This window comes from Prolixibacter bellariivorans ATCC BAA-1284 (assembly GCF_000621705.1).
GTDB classification, from domain to species: Bacteria; Bacteroidota; Bacteroidia; order Bacteroidales; family Prolixibacteraceae; genus Prolixibacter; species Prolixibacter bellariivorans.
Genome location: NZ_JHXO01000013.1, coordinates 66,268 through 85,088 on the forward strand (window position 1 = coordinate 66,268; position 18,821 = coordinate 85,088).

General features: G+C 44.1%; 17 protein-coding genes. 5 read left to right on the forward strand and 12 right to left on the reverse strand.

Features of this window, described 5'->3' with window-relative positions; translation table 11 throughout:
- Positions 1 to 25: 25 nt before the first annotated feature.
- The 3 genes from T426_RS26325 to T426_RS25945 form a co-directional block, all read right to left on the reverse strand.
- On the reverse strand, positions 26 to 220 hold the full coding sequence (locus tag T426_RS26325) for a 4Fe-4S binding protein (protein ID WP_081782456.1): 195 nt from the start codon (positions 218 to 220) through the stop codon (positions 26 to 28).
- Between the two features lie 172 nt (positions 221 to 392).
- Complete coding sequence (trxA, locus tag T426_RS0117835; protein WP_199898615.1) at positions 393 to 827, reverse strand: thioredoxin; 435 nt, start codon at positions 825 to 827, stop codon at positions 393 to 395.
- Positions 814 to 1,035 (reverse strand): DUF6132 family protein, encoded by a 222-nt coding sequence (locus T426_RS25945; protein WP_025864868.1) that lies wholly within the window; start codon positions 1,033 to 1,035, stop codon positions 814 to 816. Before T426_RS25945 ends, trxA begins: the two co-directional genes overlap by 14 nt.
- A 266-nt stretch (positions 1,036 to 1,301) precedes the next feature.
- Between T426_RS25945 and T426_RS0117845 the strand changes: the two genes are divergently transcribed.
- Entirely contained in the window at positions 1,302 to 2,468 is a 1,167-nt protein-coding gene (locus tag T426_RS0117845; protein WP_025864867.1) for an MFS transporter, read from the forward strand.
- 11 nt (positions 2,469 to 2,479) lie between these two features.
- Here the strand turns inward: T426_RS0117845 and T426_RS25290 are convergent, their stop codons facing one another.
- From T426_RS25290 to T426_RS0117870, 6 genes are all read right to left on the reverse strand, one after another.
- Positions 2,480 to 6,046, reverse strand: a complete 3,567-nt coding sequence (locus T426_RS25290) for a hybrid sensor histidine kinase/response regulator (protein ID WP_025864866.1) — start codon at positions 6,044 to 6,046, stop codon at positions 2,480 to 2,482.
- Between the two features lie 479 nt (positions 6,047 to 6,525).
- The gene (locus T426_RS0117855; RefSeq protein ID WP_025864865.1) at positions 6,526 to 8,508 is read right to left on the reverse strand and encodes a M1 family metallopeptidase; all 1,983 of its coding nucleotides are present in this window, start codon (positions 8,506 to 8,508) and stop codon (positions 6,526 to 6,528) included.
- A gap of 155 nt (positions 8,509 to 8,663) precedes the next feature.
- Positions 8,664 to 8,909 (reverse strand): hypothetical protein, encoded by a 246-nt coding sequence (locus tag T426_RS25835; RefSeq protein WP_153637549.1) that lies wholly within the window; start codon positions 8,907 to 8,909, stop codon positions 8,664 to 8,666.
- A 131-nt stretch (positions 8,910 to 9,040) separates the two neighbouring features.
- Positions 9,041 to 9,490 carry an IS200/IS605 family transposase gene (gene tnpA / locus T426_RS0117860; protein WP_027586068.1) on the reverse strand — a complete coding sequence of 150 codons (450 nt, stop codon included), beginning with the start codon at positions 9,488 to 9,490 and terminating at the stop codon, positions 9,041 to 9,043.
- A 492-nt stretch (positions 9,491 to 9,982) separates the two neighbouring features.
- Positions 9,983 to 10,189, reverse strand: a complete 207-nt coding sequence (locus T426_RS0117865; protein ID WP_025864864.1) for a hypothetical protein — start codon at positions 10,187 to 10,189, stop codon at positions 9,983 to 9,985.
- A gap of 302 nt (positions 10,190 to 10,491) precedes the next feature.
- Positions 10,492 to 11,241, reverse strand: coding sequence for a hypothetical protein (locus T426_RS0117870; protein WP_025864863.1), 750 nt, complete (start codon positions 11,239 to 11,241; stop codon positions 10,492 to 10,494).
- 538 nt (positions 11,242 to 11,779) lie between these two features.
- On the opposite strand from T426_RS0117870, the gene T426_RS0117875 reads away from it, so the two are divergent.
- The 4 genes from T426_RS0117875 to T426_RS0117890 all read left to right on the forward strand — a co-directional run bounded on the left by T426_RS0117875 (position 11,780) and on the right by T426_RS0117890 (position 15,071).
- On the forward strand, positions 11,780 to 12,436 hold the full coding sequence (locus T426_RS0117875) for an NADase-type glycan-binding domain-containing protein (protein ID WP_169737698.1): 657 nt from the start codon (positions 11,780 to 11,782) through the stop codon (positions 12,434 to 12,436).
- Positions 12,437 to 12,520: 84 nt separating this feature from the next.
- Positions 12,521 to 13,282 carry a hypothetical protein gene (locus tag T426_RS0117880; protein WP_025864861.1) on the forward strand — a complete coding sequence of 254 codons (762 nt, stop codon included), beginning with the start codon at positions 12,521 to 12,523 and terminating at the stop codon, positions 13,280 to 13,282.
- On the forward strand, positions 13,279 to 13,791 hold the full coding sequence (locus T426_RS0117885) for a toxin-antitoxin system YwqK family antitoxin (RefSeq protein WP_025864860.1): 513 nt from the start codon (positions 13,279 to 13,281) through the stop codon (positions 13,789 to 13,791). Before T426_RS0117880 ends, T426_RS0117885 begins: the two co-directional genes overlap by 4 nt.
- Before the next feature lie 176 nt (positions 13,792 to 13,967).
- A complete protein-coding gene (locus tag T426_RS0117890) occupies positions 13,968 to 15,071 on the forward strand; it encodes an SGNH/GDSL hydrolase family protein (RefSeq protein WP_025864859.1) in 1,104 nt (367 codons plus the stop codon).
- A gap of 327 nt (positions 15,072 to 15,398) precedes the next feature.
- Here T426_RS0117890 and T426_RS0117895 read toward each other — a convergent pair whose 3' ends face one another.
- The 3 genes from T426_RS0117895 to T426_RS0117905 form a co-directional block, all read right to left on the reverse strand.
- Entirely contained in the window at positions 15,399 to 17,378 is a 1,980-nt protein-coding gene (locus T426_RS0117895; protein WP_027586070.1) for a fructose-1,6-bisphosphatase, read from the reverse strand.
- 317 nt (positions 17,379 to 17,695) lie between these two features.
- A complete protein-coding gene (locus T426_RS0117900) occupies positions 17,696 to 18,199 on the reverse strand; it encodes a DUF4199 domain-containing protein (protein ID WP_025864858.1) in 504 nt (167 codons plus the stop codon).
- Positions 18,200 to 18,334: 135 nt separating this feature from the next.
- On the reverse strand, positions 18,335 to 18,811 hold the full coding sequence (locus T426_RS0117905; protein WP_025864857.1) for a flavodoxin domain-containing protein: 477 nt from the start codon (positions 18,809 to 18,811) through the stop codon (positions 18,335 to 18,337).
- Between the last annotated feature and the right edge of the window lie 10 nt (positions 18,812 to 18,821).

The window sequence follows — 18,821 nt, forward strand, 5'->3', positions numbered from 1 at the left end:
AATGAACTTATGAGCTGGGATAAAATCAATTGCCAGGCTGAAAAGCCCCAAATGCACAGAAATACATACATTTTCCACAACTTACACACTTCTCCTGGTCGATTTCAGGTGCATGAAATGGAGTTTTCTGCGAAATGGCTCCTGTCGGACATACCCTAACGACCGGACAGGGGTGGTTTTTTGGACAATAATGTTCGTTAACTAAAATGCTGCTCTTCATCTGATTATTATATAGTTCCACTATTCACTTTTACAAGCAAATTGTTTGTTCTGAATTTTGTAAAATGTTTTTGGAATTTACTGCGGACTGTCTGAAAAAAGCGGGAAGGAAGGCCGGCGGCTGGGTGGCCACCGAGCCTTTTTCCCTAACCAAACCTAAATCATAACCAATATCAGCTGTTCTGTTGAATAATTGATTTCAACTGGTCGGCTTGCATTACGCCGACCCCCTGCCATTTGATTTGTCCGTTGCGAAACAGGAGCATGGTAGGTATATTTCGTATGCCATATTGCATGGCTGCTTCTCTATTGTTGTCCACGTTTACTTTTACCACTCTGACTGATCCCTGCATCTCTTTTGAAAGTTGTTCGAGAATCGGTGCCATCATTTTGCACGGGGCACACCAATCAGCATAAAAATCAACGAGTACGGGAGTATCCCCATTTATTATTTCAGAGAACTTGCTCATATCCTTAACAACCACCAAATTCTTCTCATTACCTTTGCCTGCCATATTGGACTGGTTGCCATTTCCTGCCTGGTTGCACGAAACCAACAGGGAAAGGAAGATGGCCATCAGTACGGATATCTGGCTAGTTCGTTGCATTCGTTTCGTTCTGTTTTCTTTTCACTCTGAAGGAATCACCGAGCAACCAGCCAAGCAAAATACCGTAACCACTGCTCGAATACCAGTTCGAAGTAATCGGACAGGTGCCGGAGGCACATCCGATTTGGGACCAGTAAAGGTACCCGGCAATTCCTCCAAGAATGATAAAGAGAATTCTTAATCGATAGCTTTTAAAAAAACCTATCATGTATGTAACCTTGAATGACGCTACAAAGAAAGGTTTGAGAATGCCTTTCTTCAGTAACTTTAGTCACACAACATAAAAATTTTAAAAGGTCAATAAATGCTGATGGTGTAGTCGTAAAAATACCAGTGAGTTATGGTCGTTTTCTTCCACCAGATCAGACCGATTTTATGTAAATGTTATGCCGTCTTTTTTAGTGTTGATATAAAAAGAACCTGGCAGGAAACTCATTTTATTACTTTTGTCGTCTTAATCTAACTGAGAAAGGAATGAATACATACCGAACGTACCGTGAAAACCTGATGTACCGATACCTGCTTTTGCTGGTGGTTGCATCGGCCATTGGCTTTCAGGGATGGAGAACGCTGTTCAATAATTATGCGGTTGACGTGGTTGGCGTGAATGGTTTTCAGATTGGCGTTATTCAATCCGTTCGGGAAATCCCTGGTTTTCTGACCTTCTTCGTCATTTATCTGTTACTGGTTATCAAAGAGCACCGTTTTGCAGCACTTTCCATTGTTATGCTTGGAGGAGGCGTTTTCATGGCTGGCATTTTTCCGTCCTTTGGTGGACTGATTTTTACCACAGTCGTGATGTCGGTAGGATTCCATTTCTTCGAAACCACCAATCAATCGCTGAGTCTGCAGTATTTTGATCATACCCGCATACCCCGGGTGCTGGCCAGCTTTAAGAGTTACGGAGCGCTCACCAACATTACGGTAGGTGCAGTTATTTGGGGAATTAGCCATTACCTCCCAATGCAGGATTTGTTTTACCTTTTTGGCGGCATTCTCGTATTGGTCGGTTTGTTCGCCCTTACGCGCGATCCCGTCGATAAGACCAAGCCTCCGCAGCAGCGCAAACTGATTCTCAGGAAAAAGTACTGGTTATTTTATACCCTGAATTTTTTGGCGGGTGCCCGTCGGCAAATATTTGTGGTATTTGCGATTTTCCTGCTGGTGGAAAAGTATGGATTTTCGGTTCAGCATATCACCATTCTATTTGTTCTGAACAACATCATGACCTTCTTTCTCAGTCCGCAGGTGGCTAAAGCCATTCACCGCTTTGGTGAACGAACCATGCTGACCGTTGAATATGCCAGTTTGTTACTGGTATTTCTGGGATATGGATTAATAGAAGATAAGAATTTTGCAACAGCCATGTATTTGGTCGATAACTTGTTTTTCAGTTTCTCCATTGCCATTAATACCTATTTCCAGAAGAAGGCCGATCCAAAAGATATTGCCCCGTCAATGGCGGTCGGATTTACCATCAATCATATTATGGCGGTCATTATTCCAGTTTTCGGCGGGTTGCTATGGATGTATAACTGGCGGATTCCGTTCATTGCCGGAGCTGGCATTGCACTGACTTCCCTGATTTTCGCGCAATTTGTGAAAACGCCTGTTGCAATCAACAAAGCTACTGACGGATAGGTATTGAGGGTCTATTTGACGAATTTTTTTAGTCGGCTGATGATATCTTCCTTCCTAAAAGGACGCTTGATGTATTCATCAAAACCCTTTGTGTGAATTCTGTCCCATTGATTGTTCTGGCCATAGCTTGTCAGGGCAAGAACAGGCAATTTAGGCCGGAAAGCTTTTATTCGTTTGATGGATTCATCTTCATTATCTTCTTTTAGATTAACATCAAAGAAGACCATGTCAATGGCGGGATTCGCACGAAGAATACGGAGTGTATCCTTATCATCGGAAGCACGAATCAAACGATAATCAGGTAACATTGACTTCAGGAGCAAAAAGCTGTATTCTTCGTTTTCAGCAACGAGAATAGTCAGGACATCGTTTTTTAGTTTTTCCGAAGTTTCCGTCGTTTCTTTTTCCGAAAGGATATCAGGATGAATATAAGGAATCGTAAATGTAAACACTGCACCCTTTCCGGGTTCCGATTTCAACCAAATCCGGCCGCCTAACAGTTCGATGTATGCTTTCGATATAGCCAGTCCCAAGCCGGCGCCTCCGAATTCCCTCGATATGTTGCTGTCGGCTTGTTGAAACCGCTCAAATATTTTCTCCTGCAGTTCTTCCGGGATGCCCTTTCCTGTATCCTCGATATGAAATTCTACGTACATTTCGTTAATCCGGTAATTAAAATCAACGTAGCCGCTTTCGGTAAATTTCAACGCATTTCCAATCAGGTTCGTTAATATCTGAATGAGTTTAATTTCATCAGTCACCAGGCTAATATCTCGCGATTGCACCGGGGTGCTTTGACGTAGTTCGATTTGTTTCTGATCGGCTGTCATCTGAAATTGCATCAGGATACTTTTTAATGCCTGGTTCAAATTCACCTGGTGCTGGTTGATTTTTACCTGCCCCGACTCAATGGTGGCAATATTGATGATATCGGTGATAATGGAAAGCAGTTGTTCGCCCGCTTGAAAAACCATTCCAGCGTACTTTCCACGCTCATCCGGCCCAATCTCTTCATCGCACAATAGTTCCGAAAAGCCGATGATAGCATTCATAGGGGTTCTGATTTCATGCGAAATGTTATGCAGGAAAGCGGTTTTCAGGCGGTTATTCTCTTCAGCCAGTTCTTTGGCCTGGATGAGTTCTGCTTCGGCCTTTTTTTTGTCTGTGATATTGATGGAAAATGCCGTTGCCCCTATAGTTTCATCGTCCTCGTTAACTATTGGATTGTAAAAAGTCTCGTAGTAGTCACCATCGCTGAACTTCTCTATTTGAGAATGTGATTCACCATGCAAAGCCCGGTCATAGTAGGGTTTAAATCGTTGAATATCTTCTTCTGAATGAACGAAGTCAAGTAAATTCATGCCGGGAGTGATTTCCACATTGTATACCGATTTCATTAATAACCAATAGGCGTGATTGAAATTCAGATACCGGTAGGATGTATCAATCGCCATAATAATAATATCTCTGGCGCTTTCGATGGTTGATTTTAGAAGTAGCTGGGTTTTTTTCAGACTTTGTTCCACTATTCTTGGTTCGGTCACATCGCGGAAACTCCACACCCGTCCCATACTATCATCATTTATTCGAAGCGGCTTAGAGTACCGTTCAAAAATGCGCCCGTCAATAAATTCCAGCGTATCGAATGAAGTCGCATCCGGATTGGCATATAGTTCCATCACCTTGCTCACAAACAAATCCGGCTTCTTCAGTTGATTCAGAATATAATTAATGGCTTTTTCGTCGCTTTGGCTGGTAAAAATATGTTCCGGAATATTCCACATTTTAGCAAACTTCTGATTGTGTTCCATTATTTTCCCTTCATTGTTGACCACCAGAATACCGTCGGCCGTCGATTCGAGGGTAGCTTTTACCAGTGCAAGCGACTTTTCAATCTGATATTCGCTATATTTCCTTTCGGTGATATCCTGAATGGTTCCTATCATTGTCAATGGTTCGCCGGTGTCGGAATAATTCACTTCGCCATGACTCCATATCCATCGCTCTTCGCCGGTAGTTTGCCGGTTAATTTTGTATTCTTTGTTGAAAGACTCCCTGTTTCCAACAATATCATCAAAATAAGTTCGCAGTTCTTCCAGTTGGTCGGGATGGATCAGCTTGAGCCAATTATTCATGTTTTTATCAAATGTTTCATCAATCCCGAATATTTCGTCAAAAATCTCCGATGAGGTCCAGGTCCAATTCTGCAAATTGATGTTGTACGACCCGATTCGTCCGACTCGTTGCGACTCTTTTAACCATCGCTCTTGTTCCTTCAGCAGGCGTTCTGCCTTTTTTCGTTCTGTCGTATCTTTTGCCATAGTGATAAACAGGCTTGTTCCATCCGGTTGTTTCCCTAGTGGAGCTGTGCTAAAATCCCAGGTAAGCACTTTGTTCTCTTTTGTAAAAACCGGAAACTCCCCTTCATCAATACGCTCTTTCAATTGATATAGATTGTTGACATGCTCACTGATTTTTTCCTGGTATTTCGGGTCTGAAAGACTAATCCATGCTTCCATGGTCGGAATATCGTGGGTGGTATAACCAGTTAATTCGGTGAATGCATTGTTGAGGGATATAATCTGGCCGTTATCGGAGTGTATGAACGCTGGAAAGGGAGCTTGACTGATGGATTTACGAAAACGTTCTTCGCTTTCTCGCAATTTGGATTCAGCCTTTGCACGGTATTCAAAAGCATGGTCAATGTCGTTCCCGATAATTCGGGAAATCCGCATAATGATAAATCCTAAAATCAGAGTGGCTGTTAAAATAACCAGAGACGAAAAGACGACCTGTTCTTCGCTGAGCCAGAATAACCGGGATTCAATAATGCCAATCGTCAGTAAAACAAAAATGGTTGGGGGAAGGAAGGCTCGTAGTAATTTGGCATGTATGGATTTGCCGGTAAATAACCGAATGGGAAAGTGATTGTATCCAAATCGGAGAAGTATGCCGAGCGATAATAGTGTGAGTGAAATTACGGTATTGGCAGCCGGAGGAATAATATGGTCCTCATACAAGAGTGGAGTGCCAAATAGGTAGCCCAGATCGAATAAAAGAATGATTCCGAGGCTTATTGTCAAAATTAAACTGGCGGTTTGCTGTAATTTTGAATTATGTGAAAAATAGAGAAATAAAGTGATGGCTGTGACGAAGAAAAAAATAGCGGTAGCCGGCGACATGCGAGCAGTTTCTATGCCATGAAATTCCGGCGGGTGGGAAACAATGAGCGTTTCAAAATTAAAACTGCTGCCTGAAATGAAATGAACTAATACGAGTAACGAAATGAGTGCCGTTAAGAATACCGGAATTCTGGCCAGTTTAACCTGTTTCAGATTCAGGTGAAAAAAAAGGGGGAGGAAAACAGCGATAAACAAAAGAATAAAAGATATAGCTGTGCTGGGCGCCATGGGAATATAACGGGGATGCCATCGTGTAATGGTATCCGCTCCGCTTATCCAGCCAACAAGGGTAATCAGACTAAATAATAATGGAAATACTAACAAAGCGATGATAAAATTTTTGCGCGAGGGTATCAAGTCTGATGGTTTACGCAGTATGAAACTCTTTTTTTTCATGATGGTCGCATTTAGAGTTCAGGTAGCTCTATATTTTGATACCGGTCAACTTCAATCGGTGACATCACCAACATCCTACCCATATAAGGTTGTAATGTTTGTCGTTCCTAAATGATTACTACTATCCGTCCTTTTTATTCCTGAATTCAAATTACGAAAAAATGCTTACTCTGTTAGATGATACTCCCGGTATGATATGAACAAGCAAACGCTGTATGTGCTTGTTCTTCCGCCGTTCGAAGGTTGGGATGGACAATGTGGGGTTGTGGCAATGGATTGACAAGCAGTGTTTTATATAGGGGCATTACTATTCGCAAGTGTACACCGGAGCGCTCTTAAAACAGGAAAAGTGTTTTGTTCATAACTTTATGTCACAGAGGTGTTTATTGATATCATCTTTGAATATCTGTTTAGATTAAAAAAAAGAAGCCGGTGAATTTCACCGGCTTCCTATCGATTCGAATGTTTTTATGATTAATCTATTTTCCGGAAAGTTTGGTGTCATTGGTCCAAACATTATTCTTCGGATTTACATCCGGAAGTTGTTTGTTCGGATCAACAATCACCGAATCGATGGATGAGGTGGAGGCATACTTCAACAGGTAGGTGCCGCCTCGCTGCCAGATTTCTACCGGAAGCTTTACTTCACCGGTTTTGCCGTTGCTTTCCACCACTTTTACGGTGGTGGGCATCACCATCTGGTTGTTGTTGGTCAGGGTAATCAGCGAGCCTTTTTCCGGCTGACCGTTGGCGTAGTGCACGCCGGTTACTGCCTGATCCAATGTCCAGGTTTGATAGAACCACTCATTCCAGAACCAGCCCAAATCTTCGCCGGCGGCATCGTTCATGGTCCGGAAAAAATCTTCAGGGGTGGGATGCTTGTATGCCCACCGGTCGATGTAAGTCCGGAAAGCATAATCGAAACGGTCGTGTCCCAGAATGTACTCACGGAGTATTACTAACCCCAACGAGGTTTTGTAGTAATTCAGCATGTGGCCGTTTTTCTGCAGCATCACATCCGAATAGTTCATAATGGCTTCAGTATTGTTTCCGGTCATAAATGGCACAATGTCACGTGCCGGATTTTTCCCTTCCGGATCAAATTCCCCGTCACGTTTGGGACCGAATTCGCCATGGTTGAATTTCTCGTGCGCGTAAATATCGATGAAGGTATTCAATCCCTCGTCCATGAAACCGTAGCGACGTTCGTCGGAACCTACCAGCATGGGGAACCAGTTGTGCCCGATTTCATGAGCCGTCACAAAGTACATCACCTTAGGTTTGTTGATGCTCCAGTGGCAAAAAATAATGCCGGGGTATTCCATGCCACCTACCGGACCGCCCACATTGGTGGCGACGGGGTAGGGATAAGGGTACCAATCGGCTGAGAAGGTTTCGATACTGTGTTTCAGATATTCCGTTGAACGGCTCCATGCGTTTTCGCCCATGCTCTCTTCCGGGTAAACCGACATGGCCAACACTGTTTTGCCTTCCGGCAAATTGGCTTTGGCAGCGTCCCAAATAAATGCTTTTGAAGCAGCCCACGATACATCGCGGCTGTTTTCCATTTTGAAGTGCCAGGTCAGCATACCTTCTTGTATCGGACGGGTTTCAGGTTTCCCTACTTCCTCCGGTTTGATGATGTATGTGGTTTCGTCATTCTGACGGGCCTTGTCGAGTCGTTTGATTTCCGTTTTCGTGAGCACTTCTTCTGGATTTTGCAATACGCCGGCACCGGCCACAATCATGTTTGCCGGAACGGTCACTTTGTAATCGAAGTCGCCGTAATCGCAGTAGAACTCACCGGCTCCCTGGTAGGGAAGGGTGTTCCAGCCCCGTACATCGTCGTAAACGCACATGCGCGGATACCACTGGGCGACATCGTAAATGGCTCCGTTCTTCGAGTCCATCATCGCCAGACGGAACTGGTTTTTCGTGATGTGGAATGCATATTTGACGGTTACTGTTATCTTCCCGCCATCGGGTTTTACCGGTTGTTGCAAGCGAACCTGCATCCGGGTATCGGTAATCACATGATCGGCTGCATAGGTCTTTCCGTTCTGGGTGACCTCCACCGATTGGATATCAATACCGCCGGCCGTTGTGGGTACATTACCTGAATAACTCCCCCGCGAGCCTTTCTTGAAAAGATTCAGTTCCACCTGCAACCAAAGGTAATGCAGGGCGTCGGGACTGTTGTTGGTATAATGAATTTCCGAGTTTCCGGAAATCAGGTGTTGCGTAGTATCCAGCGTGGCTGCCAGGTTGTAGTCGGCCCGGTTTTGCCAGTATAATGGTCCGGGAGCGCCACTGCCACCACGGAACGCGGTGCCGGGTTCGCTCATAAACGTGGGGTCGAACGCCTTGTGTTGGTCATAGTTCGATGCCGGCTGTGCCTGTACCTGACCGGCCAGGCCGAAAATGAAAATCATCCCTCCGATGACAGATTGTAGTCGATTCATCGCTATTCGTTAGAGAAAGGTTATTGTAATAGACTGATTCGTAAAAAACGTTTCCCAAGATGGGATATTTTTTTCAGATTGCCTAAATCAACGCCCATTCCGGAGGGGGTGGTAATGAAGAATTAAGAAAATGAAGATCAGGGTAGGTTCCATCCCTACAGGCTGGAGGATTCTGGTTGGTTCGTAATCTTGGGGCGATGCCCCAAGCTTTGGCGTAGTAGCCCTTCAGGCTTTGTTGATATCATATGTGTGCGTTTTTTATTCGATGAAAATGTTGCCTGAAAGATGATTGTCACTCTACCAGGCAGGGTGTATATCCCAAACAGGCTGAAGGCCTGATACGCTAAAGCTGTAGAGGAGCCATCCAGGCTCTGAAGATATTGAATTGGTGAATTTTTCATTTATTCATGGTTTGCTTCAAACAGGGTGTCTGTCCTAAACAGGCTGAAAGCCTGAAACTCCAAAGCTGGGGGCAACGCCCCAAGATAGAAGGCGACGTATAACAAAGAGAAGCCTGAAGGGCTTCCACCATTCACGTCCAAAAATATTTTCCGTCATATTCTGAATTCTGGTAATGCCTCATAAATGTCTCCACCTCTTCTTGAAAACTAATTGTTCGATGATGTTCTTTCTGATTGAGTATATACTTTTTCACCGATTCAACTTTAGAACTACTAACCGAGAAGGCCGCATAACCGATCTGCCACGTGAATTTCTTAACTCCCTTTTCTTTCATCCATTTAGAGGATTGTTTCTTTATCTCCTCGACAATTCGTGTCAATGCATGATTTTTAGAAAGTCGGAACAGAATGTGAATGTGATCGGGGTTGGCATACATAGTAACGGCTGGACTTTCCAAATTCTTTAATATGCCGGTGATGTAGGCTTCAATTCCGGATTTGGTTTCGTATGTAATAAAAGGATAACGTTCCTTCGTGGCAAAAGTGAGATGAATGTACAATTGTGCGAGTGATTGGCCCATAGTGATGTCGTTTATTGGTTAGAATGGTTCGATTTTATTTCCGGTTTGTGCCAGCCCTACAGGCTGGAGGATTCTGGTAGGTTCGTTCTCTTGGGGCGATGCCCCAAGCTATGGCGTAGGAGCCCTTCAGGCTCTGGTGCCATGCTATCGTGTTGTTGTGTTTTTCATTCGATGAAATTGTTGCCCAAAAGCTGATTGTCACTCTACCAGGCAGGGTGTATATCCCAAACAGGCTGAAGGCCTGATGCCCCAAGCTATGGCGTAGGAGCCCTTCAGGCTCTGTTGATATCATATGTGTGTGTTTTTTATTCGATGAAATTGTTGCCCGAAAGATGATTGTCACTCTCCCAAACAGGGTGTATATCCCAAACAGGCTGAAGGCCTGATACGCCAAAGCTGGAGACAACGTCCCCAGGTAGTAGATCCCGAAAAAGGATAGAAGCCTGAAGGGCTTCCACTAATTGATGGACATTATTCCCCAATAAAAACTTCTCAACTCGTGTGACAAGCGTTGGAGCAATAATAGCATCCGTTGGATTGAGGATACGTTTTCTTAGCCTCTTTTACCGCATCGTGGCAGTTGGAAAATTCGCCCAGGTATTCTCTGTTAGCCTCTTCGGGCAAATAGCTGCATCCATATTTGTGAACTTGATGGTCACCATTGGCTTGCGCATTCTTGTTTACATAGTACGAATCCATAGTCAAAGTTTTTAGTGATTAAAATAGTTACCTGGCTCCCTTTTATTGCCTCCTGAATTCCTTATTTGTTATTCTGTGGTGGTCGAACGGGTTCCTGTTACATTCATAAAGCTTCCTGTTAGCTTTTATAGCGTCCTGTTGTCTTTGGTATCCTTCCTGTTAGGGTGATGACCTTTCCTGTTACCAGTATCCCCTTTCCTGTTCAACAGGAAAGGGGATTGAGGCTACTGAATCATATTTGAGCCTTACAGGTGGGCTTTGTAGTCTGCAGGAAAGCCGGAACATGCACCTGTATTTCCTAATTAATCCGCTGAAGATTCTTCGCTTGGAACGGAAATGGTTTTCCGGTTATTTACCCGGTAATAATGACTACTGTACCCAACTAATTTTTCCGGTTTTTTCCAGAAAACGTACTTGCCGCAGGCACGGATATCATCGACCAGTTGTTTGAGGTGGGTGTAGGCGCGGTCGCGGATGATTTTGGCCGGGTTCCCTTCCTGTTGGTCGCCGTTGGACTGTGCGAGCAGTTCGGCCATCGCATCGGCGGTTTGGGCAGCCGTATCCAGTTGCGTGACATCAAAGTTGATGGCTGCCAGTGGATCGGGATTTTCGCGTCCCAATACGGCCAGGTCGTTCAGGTCCTGAATCATATCGGCATGGCCGGTGCCATCGGCAATTTCGGAAACACGTCCCAGTAACTGGGTATTGTCCCGGAAAGCATAGCGGAAATCGTGCAACAGCTCATCGCGCAGGTCGTAGGCCGCCGGTGATTGTTCGTCCCACAATTTCTTGGCTTCCTTGCTGGTGTAATGGTCCTTGAACCACAATGATTGCGCTTCGCGGCAGGCACCGGTGCGTACCGGCAACTCTTCAATCATTTCGGCCGTGATACCGCCTTTGGCCAGTTCCGCGGCATCGTCCTTGGCCCAGTGATACAAGTCTTCGGCTTCCTGCAAATAAACATTAACCGGGATAGCCGGAATGCGAATCTGGTTTTCCGGAATTGCCTTAATCACGTCGATAAGGGCATTGAAATCTTCTGAATTGCTCATAGTGAATCGATTTAGTTAAACAATGGTTTGTCGGCGCTATTGACCCAACCGTGTCGAGCCATTGGTATGGAGCGGGGAGGGGCTAGCATGACAAGTAGTATAGTTAAAGTTTGTTTTAATTGAATATGTGTTGTAATTAATATCTGTTTAATGGCTAAATGTCCTGTAACTATATCGTTGGATATCTAATTTAAGATAGAATGCAAAAAAATGCAAGCCCGAAGGTCTTAGCATCTCCATTTATGGATACTATTTTTGGGCGCGAAAAATGACCGATTTTTGCCGTTCACCACACAGATTGATACGTTCACCATCAAAAAACGACCGTTCACCACAAATAAGGAGTTATGGGTGTCTTTTATAAATTGCTGAAAATTTTAGATAATTTAGAATGGGTTCAGATAGATTAATACTTCCGGAAATTAGTTGAAAGATTGATTTTAAAGCATATTATAATTATTCGGGGTGGAAGAAAAATGTAGTAAGTTTATGCCCACACCCAACAAATGAAAGACTAGCGATGAAATGTACATACCCGGTGAGACTTTTAAGTTTCGTTATATTATTGCTGATTACAACATCCGTTCAGGCTGCTGTTCTTGATACCATTCAATCAAATATTGTGACTAACCCGAATTATAGATACAATAGTTTAGAAGAGTATAAAACATACGAAGGTTGGGGCGATTGGTCAATGCCGATTGGTGACCCTAAAGCATCTTCGGTTTTAAATCCGGCCGGAGATATTACCTATGGGGTGAAGAATATTGAAGACTATGATTTGAATACTGCCTGGGTTGGAAAGAAAGGTATCGGGGATTACCTGGAATTTACATTTAACTTTCCGGAAAACACGGCTTATGCCGGCGCCTACCAGTTTTATGGCATCTGTAATGTATTTAACGGGTATTGTAAATCATTGAAGATATGGCAGGCAAATTCGAGAGTTAAGTTGCTTAAGGTGTATTACAATAACACACCAATCTGTTATGTTCTGCTAAAGAATACATGGCAATTTCAATTTTTCGATATCGGGAAATATTTTATCAACAGAAGAGATCACAAATACATGAATGCTCCATACGAAATCAAGGAGGGAGATGTTTTAAAATTTAAGATTGTATCGGTTTATAAAGGAAGTAAATATAAAGATGTTGCCATCTCTGAATTTTTGTGTGAAGGAGCCGGCAACTGAATATGGAGCTGCTGTTTCACTTGAGACATTGGAATATGCTAGAAAGAATAACTGATAAAAATTGAACGGACAAAATCGCAAGAAATGAGAGCCATATTATTTGTTGTATTGATTCATCTGTTCTTCGGTGGCAATTTGCATGCCCAGGAGAGGTTGACGGGTATCCGGCAGGAGAGAGTGAACCAAGACAGTTCAGCTCTTTTTGATAGTAGCCAATCCAGCGACACTCTTCGAATAGAACAACAAGACAATTACGGTGGTATGGGAATGATTATAGACTCGTTTTATCGTTTAAACTACTCGTATCCCGAAAGCATCAAGGATTTACTTGCATTCATTGATTATTATGATTTTCCGGAAGTATTTAATGGATTAATCTCAAATCTTCATAAAAACAGGAATGATATTGAAATAAATAAAGCAGGGAATCATTTGATTATAACAGCAGGCAAAGAGGTCATTTACGATGAAGAGATGCGGAGTCCATGTGATGAATTGTCCTATGATCTTCCGTTTTATCTGCAGAACATCCTGATTTTTGACAAAAATGGAGTCAGCATCGATTCGGAAAAACGAGTCAACGAATTTAAGAAGGAGATAAAGCAGGTAAAATTACATTTTGACAATGTTGTTAAAAAAGATGGATCGGATGTATTTGTTCTGGTGAGCTATACCTTGTCCGATGGTTTGACCCCGATTTGTAGTATTGATTATAAGATTTCAGATTATAAGTACTTTGACCTGATTGACGATTTTCTGAGCGTTTTTGTCAGTAAGAATAAGATTTCGAAAATGATATTTACGACTCCGATTTTTATTAAAGAACCGGCAAAATCAAACAAATGATGAAATATAAAATTGTTTTCGTATTACTTTTATTCCTTCTTTTTTACTCGACAAAGGCAGAATCACAGACTATTACATCGAATACTGTGGATTCTTTAGGTCAAAAGCAGGGAATGTGGCGGGAATTTAAGATTCCAGTTAATGTAGTGACAGAACGCGTTGCTATTAAGGTTCCCAAAACCAAGAGAGACTATTATCTTTTAACTCCGGATGAAGATCGGAAGTATTTTCCCATTATTGAATGTGTTGGCGCATATAAGGACAATCGGAAAACAGGGAAGTGGACAGAGTATTTTTCCAATGAAAAAATAAAAAGTATAGTCAACTATAAAGATGGCATCCCCTCTGGCAAGTGTCAGATGTTTTGGGAAAATGGTGTTCTGAAGATGGAGTGCAATATTAGCGATAAGGCTCATTTCCAAATTGTCATTTACAATAGCGACGGAACATTGTTACAAAAACAAATGGGGACCAAAGCTGATGTAGTAAGAGCAATATATGAGGATTAAAGCGTAGTAGCCCTATTAGGGTTGTTGAGCTTGAAAAGTCGTTAAGTGAGCCTTTAGTTTACCGTTAACAGACGCTTTCTTTTGTTAGAACAAAATGTTTGTCCCCTTCCTGAACCGATATTTTCCCTATTTTAGACCACCTGTTTGTATAAATGACAACCTAAAAGCGATTTTCGATGAGACAAACAGTAACCATCCTGTTGATGGCTTTAGCCGTTTTTTCCGGCGGTTGCCAGCAGCATACCCTGAAGATTTTTACTCCTGACAACGATAACTTCCAATACGCGGGAAGGACTGACCGGCTTAGTGACGGCGATGTAGTACTAATCGGTTCGGCGTCGTCGGTTACGCTGCGTTTTACCGGCGATTCCTGTAAAGTATCATTGAAAATCGGGAAAAATGGCTCGGATTATAACTATGTGTCCATTGCCGTCGACAGTGTGTACCTGACCAAAATGAAGATTGCCTCCGATACCGCCACCTGGTACGATATTCCGGTAACGGGAAAGGCGAAGGAACACACGGTAACCGTATACAAATCGACCGAATCGATGATCGGAGATATCATCTTCGGCGGTGCTGAGGTCGATAATTTACTGCTTCCCCCGGCGCTTTCCGAAAAGAAAATCGAATTCATCGGCAATTCCATTACCTGCGGCGTGGGCATCGACTGGAAACTGATTCCCTGCGGCATCGGAGAGTACCAGGATCAGCACAATTCGTACTGGGCTTATGGCCCGCGAGTGGCGCGTGCATTGCATACCCAGTTTATGCTGAGCTCGGTTTCCGGTATTGGGATTTACCGCACCTGGAACATGACCAGTCCGTCGATGCCGGAAGTGTATGGCAATCGTTACCTGAATACCGACAGCACCAGGCGCTGGGATTTCTCGCGCTTCCGGCCCGATGTGGTGAGCATTTGCCTGGGCACGAACGATATGTCGGAAGGTGATACCATCCACGCGCGAAAGCCATTTAATCCGGAAATGTTCGTCAGCCACTACATCTCCTTCGTCGACACGATTTACAAATACTATCCCGATGTACAGGTAGCCTTGCTGAATAGTCCTATGTTGGATTCGACAAAGAATGCCGTGTTAATGGATTGCCTGCACAAGGTAGCCGATCATTTTAACGAGCAGCCGGTAGCCCAACCCATCCGGATTTTCGAGTTCCACGATATTCAGGGACATGGTTGTGGCGGTCATCCCGACAAAGATGACCAGGCGAAGATGGCTGGTGAACTGGTACCGTTCTTTAAGCAATTGCTAAACGAATAAGTTGGACTTGTGCCAGCCTTACAGGCTGGGGGTTCTGGTTGGTTCATTCTCTTGGGGCGATACCCCCAAGCTCTGGCGTGAGAGCCCTTCAGGCTCCGGTATTGCCGTATGAGGTCGTTTTTCAATCAATTAATAGCGTTGCTCCAAACAGGCTGAAAGCCTGACACGTCAAAACTGGGGGTAACGCCCCAGAAGAAATGCGATAAAGAATTCAGAAGCCTGAAGGGCTTCCACCATATTCATCGACTCAACAAAAAGGGGGCAAAGCCCCCTGAAATATGTGTATTCACACTTTATAGGGAGGCTGGCGGGCCTCCTTTATTTTTGTTAGAACCTTTCCTTGACTAAACCGCGTTTGTAAGCGACGAGGAGTTTGTTCAGGTCTTCGATTTGTGCCATGAGGCTTTTCCCGATGTCCGTTTCTCTTACCCGCATGCGCTGGGCACTGGCTTCAATGTAAATCCGCTTCGAGATAATGTCTTTCTCTTCGAGAATGGCCGTTTGCCGCGAATCGAAATGTTCATGTTCGACCAACACCAGTCCATAGGAATTGTAGATAAGCGTGTAGCCCGAAACGCCGGTCACTTTCTGGTAGGGTTTCGACATGCCACCGTCGATAACGAAAAGTTTACCGCCTGCTTTGATGGGCGTTTCGCCTTTCTTCACCTGCACCGGCACGTGCCCGTTGATAATATGTGAATGGGGGCCGCCGATGCCAAATTCATTCAGGATTTTGTCGCAGTACTCTTCACCATCGTATACCAGCGTGTAGTACGGATTCTTTCCTTCGGCATGGGTTTCTTTTTCGGCCAGGAAATAACGCTCGAAAGTGGCCATTTTGGTTTTCCCGAAAAGGGGAGAGGAAGCGCCGCACCAGAGGTACCACATGTAATCGCTGATGGGCTCGTACTTGCGTTGAAAACGGAACTGGTAGGCTTTCCGCGCCATCCGGTCGAAGTGGTCGCAAAGTGCCTTACCCGAGTAAGCTGTCCCCTCGATTTCCAGCGAAGCAAAATCACCCTTCTTTGTCAACGGAATACAACCATGGTACATCAGGTTTTCGTTAAAGGTGAGATACATGCTGCCATGAGAGACCAAAAAGGCAATATGCTTCTGCAGGCGGCTGCTGTTTTTGATGCTGTTGGCCAGTTTATCGATTACGGCTGTTTCTTCCTCATTCAGTTGATAAGGATTCTTCGGGTCGATGGTCGGAAAATTCTTATCAAGCAACTGGTACGTTTTGTTACCAACCTTGATGGTTCCCTTTTCGTAATCGATTTTATCGAGCAACAAGCGGTCGCGCATGTCGAAATGCGGATTGCGCTCAATGATTTGTCCCTCCAGTTTAAACTGAATGACGGAAATTGCCTTGTGCATTTTCTTCACCAGGTCCTTGTCTTTCCCTTTTTCGACTACCAGCGGAATAAAGGGCTCACATGGGTCATCATCGTATGAATGGAGTGCGAGGGTAGCCAGCGGCATCATGTTGATTCCGTAGGCATCTTCCAGTGTGTCGATGTTGTTGTACCGGAGCGAAATCCGAATCATGTTGGCAATCAGCGCCCGGTTACCGGATGCGGCCCCCATCCATAGCATGTCGTGATTTCCCCACTGAATATCGACCGAATGGTAATTCAGGATGCGGTCCATCACTCTTTCGGGAGATGGTCCCCGGTCGAAGATATCGCCAATGACATGAAGACGGTCGATGAGTAGTCGCTGAATAAATTGGCAGATGGCAATGATAAATGCCTCGGCACGGTCGATGCGGATAATGGTACTGATAATGCCTTCGAAGTATTTTTCTTTGTCCTCGCCACTCTCGTTCAGCAACTCGTCGATGATGTAGGCAAAATCGGGTGGCATGGCTTTTCGTACCTTCGAACGGGTGTATTTGGAAGCGGCTGCTCTGGCTACCACCACCAGTCGGCGCAGGGTTACTGTAAACCATTCTTCCGGATTCTCTTCATCCTTCAGCACCAAATCGAGCTTCTCCTCCGGGTAATAAATTAACGTGGCCAGAATTTTCTTGTCTTTCTCCCGGATGTTCTTGCCGAACACATCGTCAATTTTCTTGCGAACCACACCTGATGCATTGGCCAGCACATGACTGAAAGTTTCGTACTCGCCGTGGATATCACTCAAAAAATGCTCGGTTCCTTTCGGAAGATTGAGGATGGCTTCGAGGTTGATGACCTCGGTACTGGCAACCTGAATGTTTTGAAAACGGTCGGATAGAAGGCGCAGGTACTTGATTTCTTCCTGCAGTTCCTCTCGTGAGTAGGAGAGATTGTCGTTATTGTTCATTACGTACGATTTGAAGTCTGTTAACAAAATAACAACCCTCCGGCAAGCTGAAAGATGACAAATGCCATAAAAATGCGCCGGTAAGATTGTTTGATAACATGCAAACGCATGAAACCCTTCGAAAGTTGAGGTGTTGCCCAACAGTTGGCAGTCTTCAGTCTTCGAAGAATGATGATATTATATTGAAAGAATAGGAGTGTCTAAATAAATAATTGGAGGGTAATTAAAGAGTTTGAGAAAAAGCAGGAAAAAATTTAAAAAGAAGAGGCTGTCAAATCAATGATAGCCTTTTGTTTTCATAGAATTTATCAAATATTTTAGGCCACCTCTACCGTCTCCGGCTTATTATTCTTCCGGGTAAAGAGCGCTACAATAGCCGTGGTGATGAGTCCCATGATGGGGGCACCAATCAATCCCTGGATGATATAGCTTTTCATACTGAAATAGGTTTCCGCGGCTTCCTGTGGTAGTTTTCCGGAACTCACGGCATAATCGATGGCATTTTGAAAATAGTTGGGTGAAATCACGGTGCTCACCGTGTATTGTGTAAGTGGACTAAGAAGGGTCACAATTACCGTAATGATGAGCCCGCTGATGAATCCCTGCCCGTAGGTCATAAATCCGCCGTAATGATTTTTGCGTTTGTCGAGTAGCGCAATGACATACACGGCGATGGCCGGAATAGCAAAAAAATTGGTGAACACGGCATGTTTATCGATGTTTTCACCGTGGAGACCGGCTACCCGCTCCAGCAACATCCACAGCAGCTGGATAATGACAAAAATAAGCGCCCATTTGATTTCAATGCTAATTCGTTTCATTTCATTTTAAAGTTTAGGTGGTTAGGCAAACGTCATTCATATAGAATGTTCATTTTCCTAAAGTTATTCTTTTTTCGGAAAAGAAAACAGAAGGGTAACGAAACCAAATAGTTGACACCGTATCGGAATTCCTGTTCATGCTTGCATATGGCTCACAAAGGAGTCGATGGCTTCGTGGTCAATCTCGGAAACAGAACGGTCTTTTTTGGAGATTTTCTTCACGATAAACCGTTCCATGAAATTCATCCGTTCGAAGATAAATTCACCTCCCATGATGCCCATAACTTTAGCATGTGATTTTAATGTTTCCGGGAAGGCATTTTCAAACTCTTCCTGTTCTTTCTCCCGGTCCATACAGCAAATGAAGAGTCCCAGTTCCTTCTGCCGGAGTGCGTCGAGATGTTTTTCACAGAAATTTTTGACCCGCTTTTGCACCGTGCCCGCGTGGATGGAGCCTCCGATGATGATCCGATCGAAATCCTGTATGGTCGGTTCCGGATATTTCTTAAGGTCTATCAGGGTCACTTCATCGGTACCCAGTTTGCTGGCGATGGTGTGGGAAACGGTTTCGGTAGTTCCGTGTTTGGAACGAAAGATAATAGCTGTTTTCATGGTTTCCTAT

Coding starts and splice junctions, on each gene's coding strand:
- T426_RS0117905 (WP_025864857.1), bottom strand. CDS start 18,811: ATGAAAACAGCTATTATCTTTCGTTCCAAACACGGAACTACCGAAACC.
- T426_RS0117900 (WP_025864858.1), bottom strand. CDS start 18,199: ATGAAACGAATTAGCATTGAAATCAAATGGGCGCTTATTTTTGTCATT.
- tnpA (WP_027586068.1), bottom strand. CDS start 9,490: ATGGGCCAATCACTCGCACAATTGTACATTCATCTCACTTTTGCCACG.
- T426_RS25945 (WP_025864868.1), bottom strand. CDS start 1,035: ATGATAGGTTTTTTTAAAAGCTATCGATTAAGAATTCTCTTTATCATT.
- T426_RS26325 (WP_081782456.1), bottom strand. CDS start 220: ATGAAGAGCAGCATTTTAGTTAACGAACATTATTGTCCAAAAAACCAC.
- T426_RS0117855 (WP_025864865.1), bottom strand. CDS start 8,508: ATGAATCGACTACAATCTGTCATCGGAGGGATGATTTTCATTTTCGGC.
- T426_RS0117885 (WP_025864860.1), top strand. CDS start 13,279: ATGATGAAATATAAAATTGTTTTCGTATTACTTTTATTCCTTCTTTTT.
- T426_RS0117880 (WP_025864861.1), top strand. CDS start 12,521: ATGAGAGCCATATTATTTGTTGTATTGATTCATCTGTTCTTCGGTGGC.
- T426_RS0117870 (WP_025864863.1), bottom strand. CDS start 11,241: ATGAGCAATTCAGAAGATTTCAATGCCCTTATCGACGTGATTAAGGCA.
- T426_RS25290 (WP_025864866.1), bottom strand. CDS start 6,046: ATGAAAAAAAAGAGTTTCATACTGCGTAAACCATCAGACTTGATACCC.
- T426_RS0117845 (WP_025864867.1), top strand. CDS start 1,302: ATGAATACATACCGAACGTACCGTGAAAACCTGATGTACCGATACCTG.
- T426_RS25835 (WP_153637549.1), bottom strand. CDS start 8,909: ATGAAAAATTCACCAATTCAATATCTTCAGAGCCTGGATGGCTCCTCT.
- T426_RS0117890 (WP_025864859.1), top strand. CDS start 13,968: ATGAGACAAACAGTAACCATCCTGTTGATGGCTTTAGCCGTTTTTTCC.
- T426_RS0117895 (WP_027586070.1), bottom strand. CDS start 17,378: ATGAACAATAACGACAATCTCTCCTACTCACGAGAGGAACTGCAGGAA.
- T426_RS0117865 (WP_025864864.1), bottom strand. CDS start 10,189: ATGGATTCGTACTATGTAAACAAGAATGCGCAAGCCAATGGTGACCAT.
- trxA (WP_199898615.1), bottom strand. CDS start 827: ATGCAACGAACTAGCCAGATATCCGTACTGATGGCCATCTTCCTTTCC.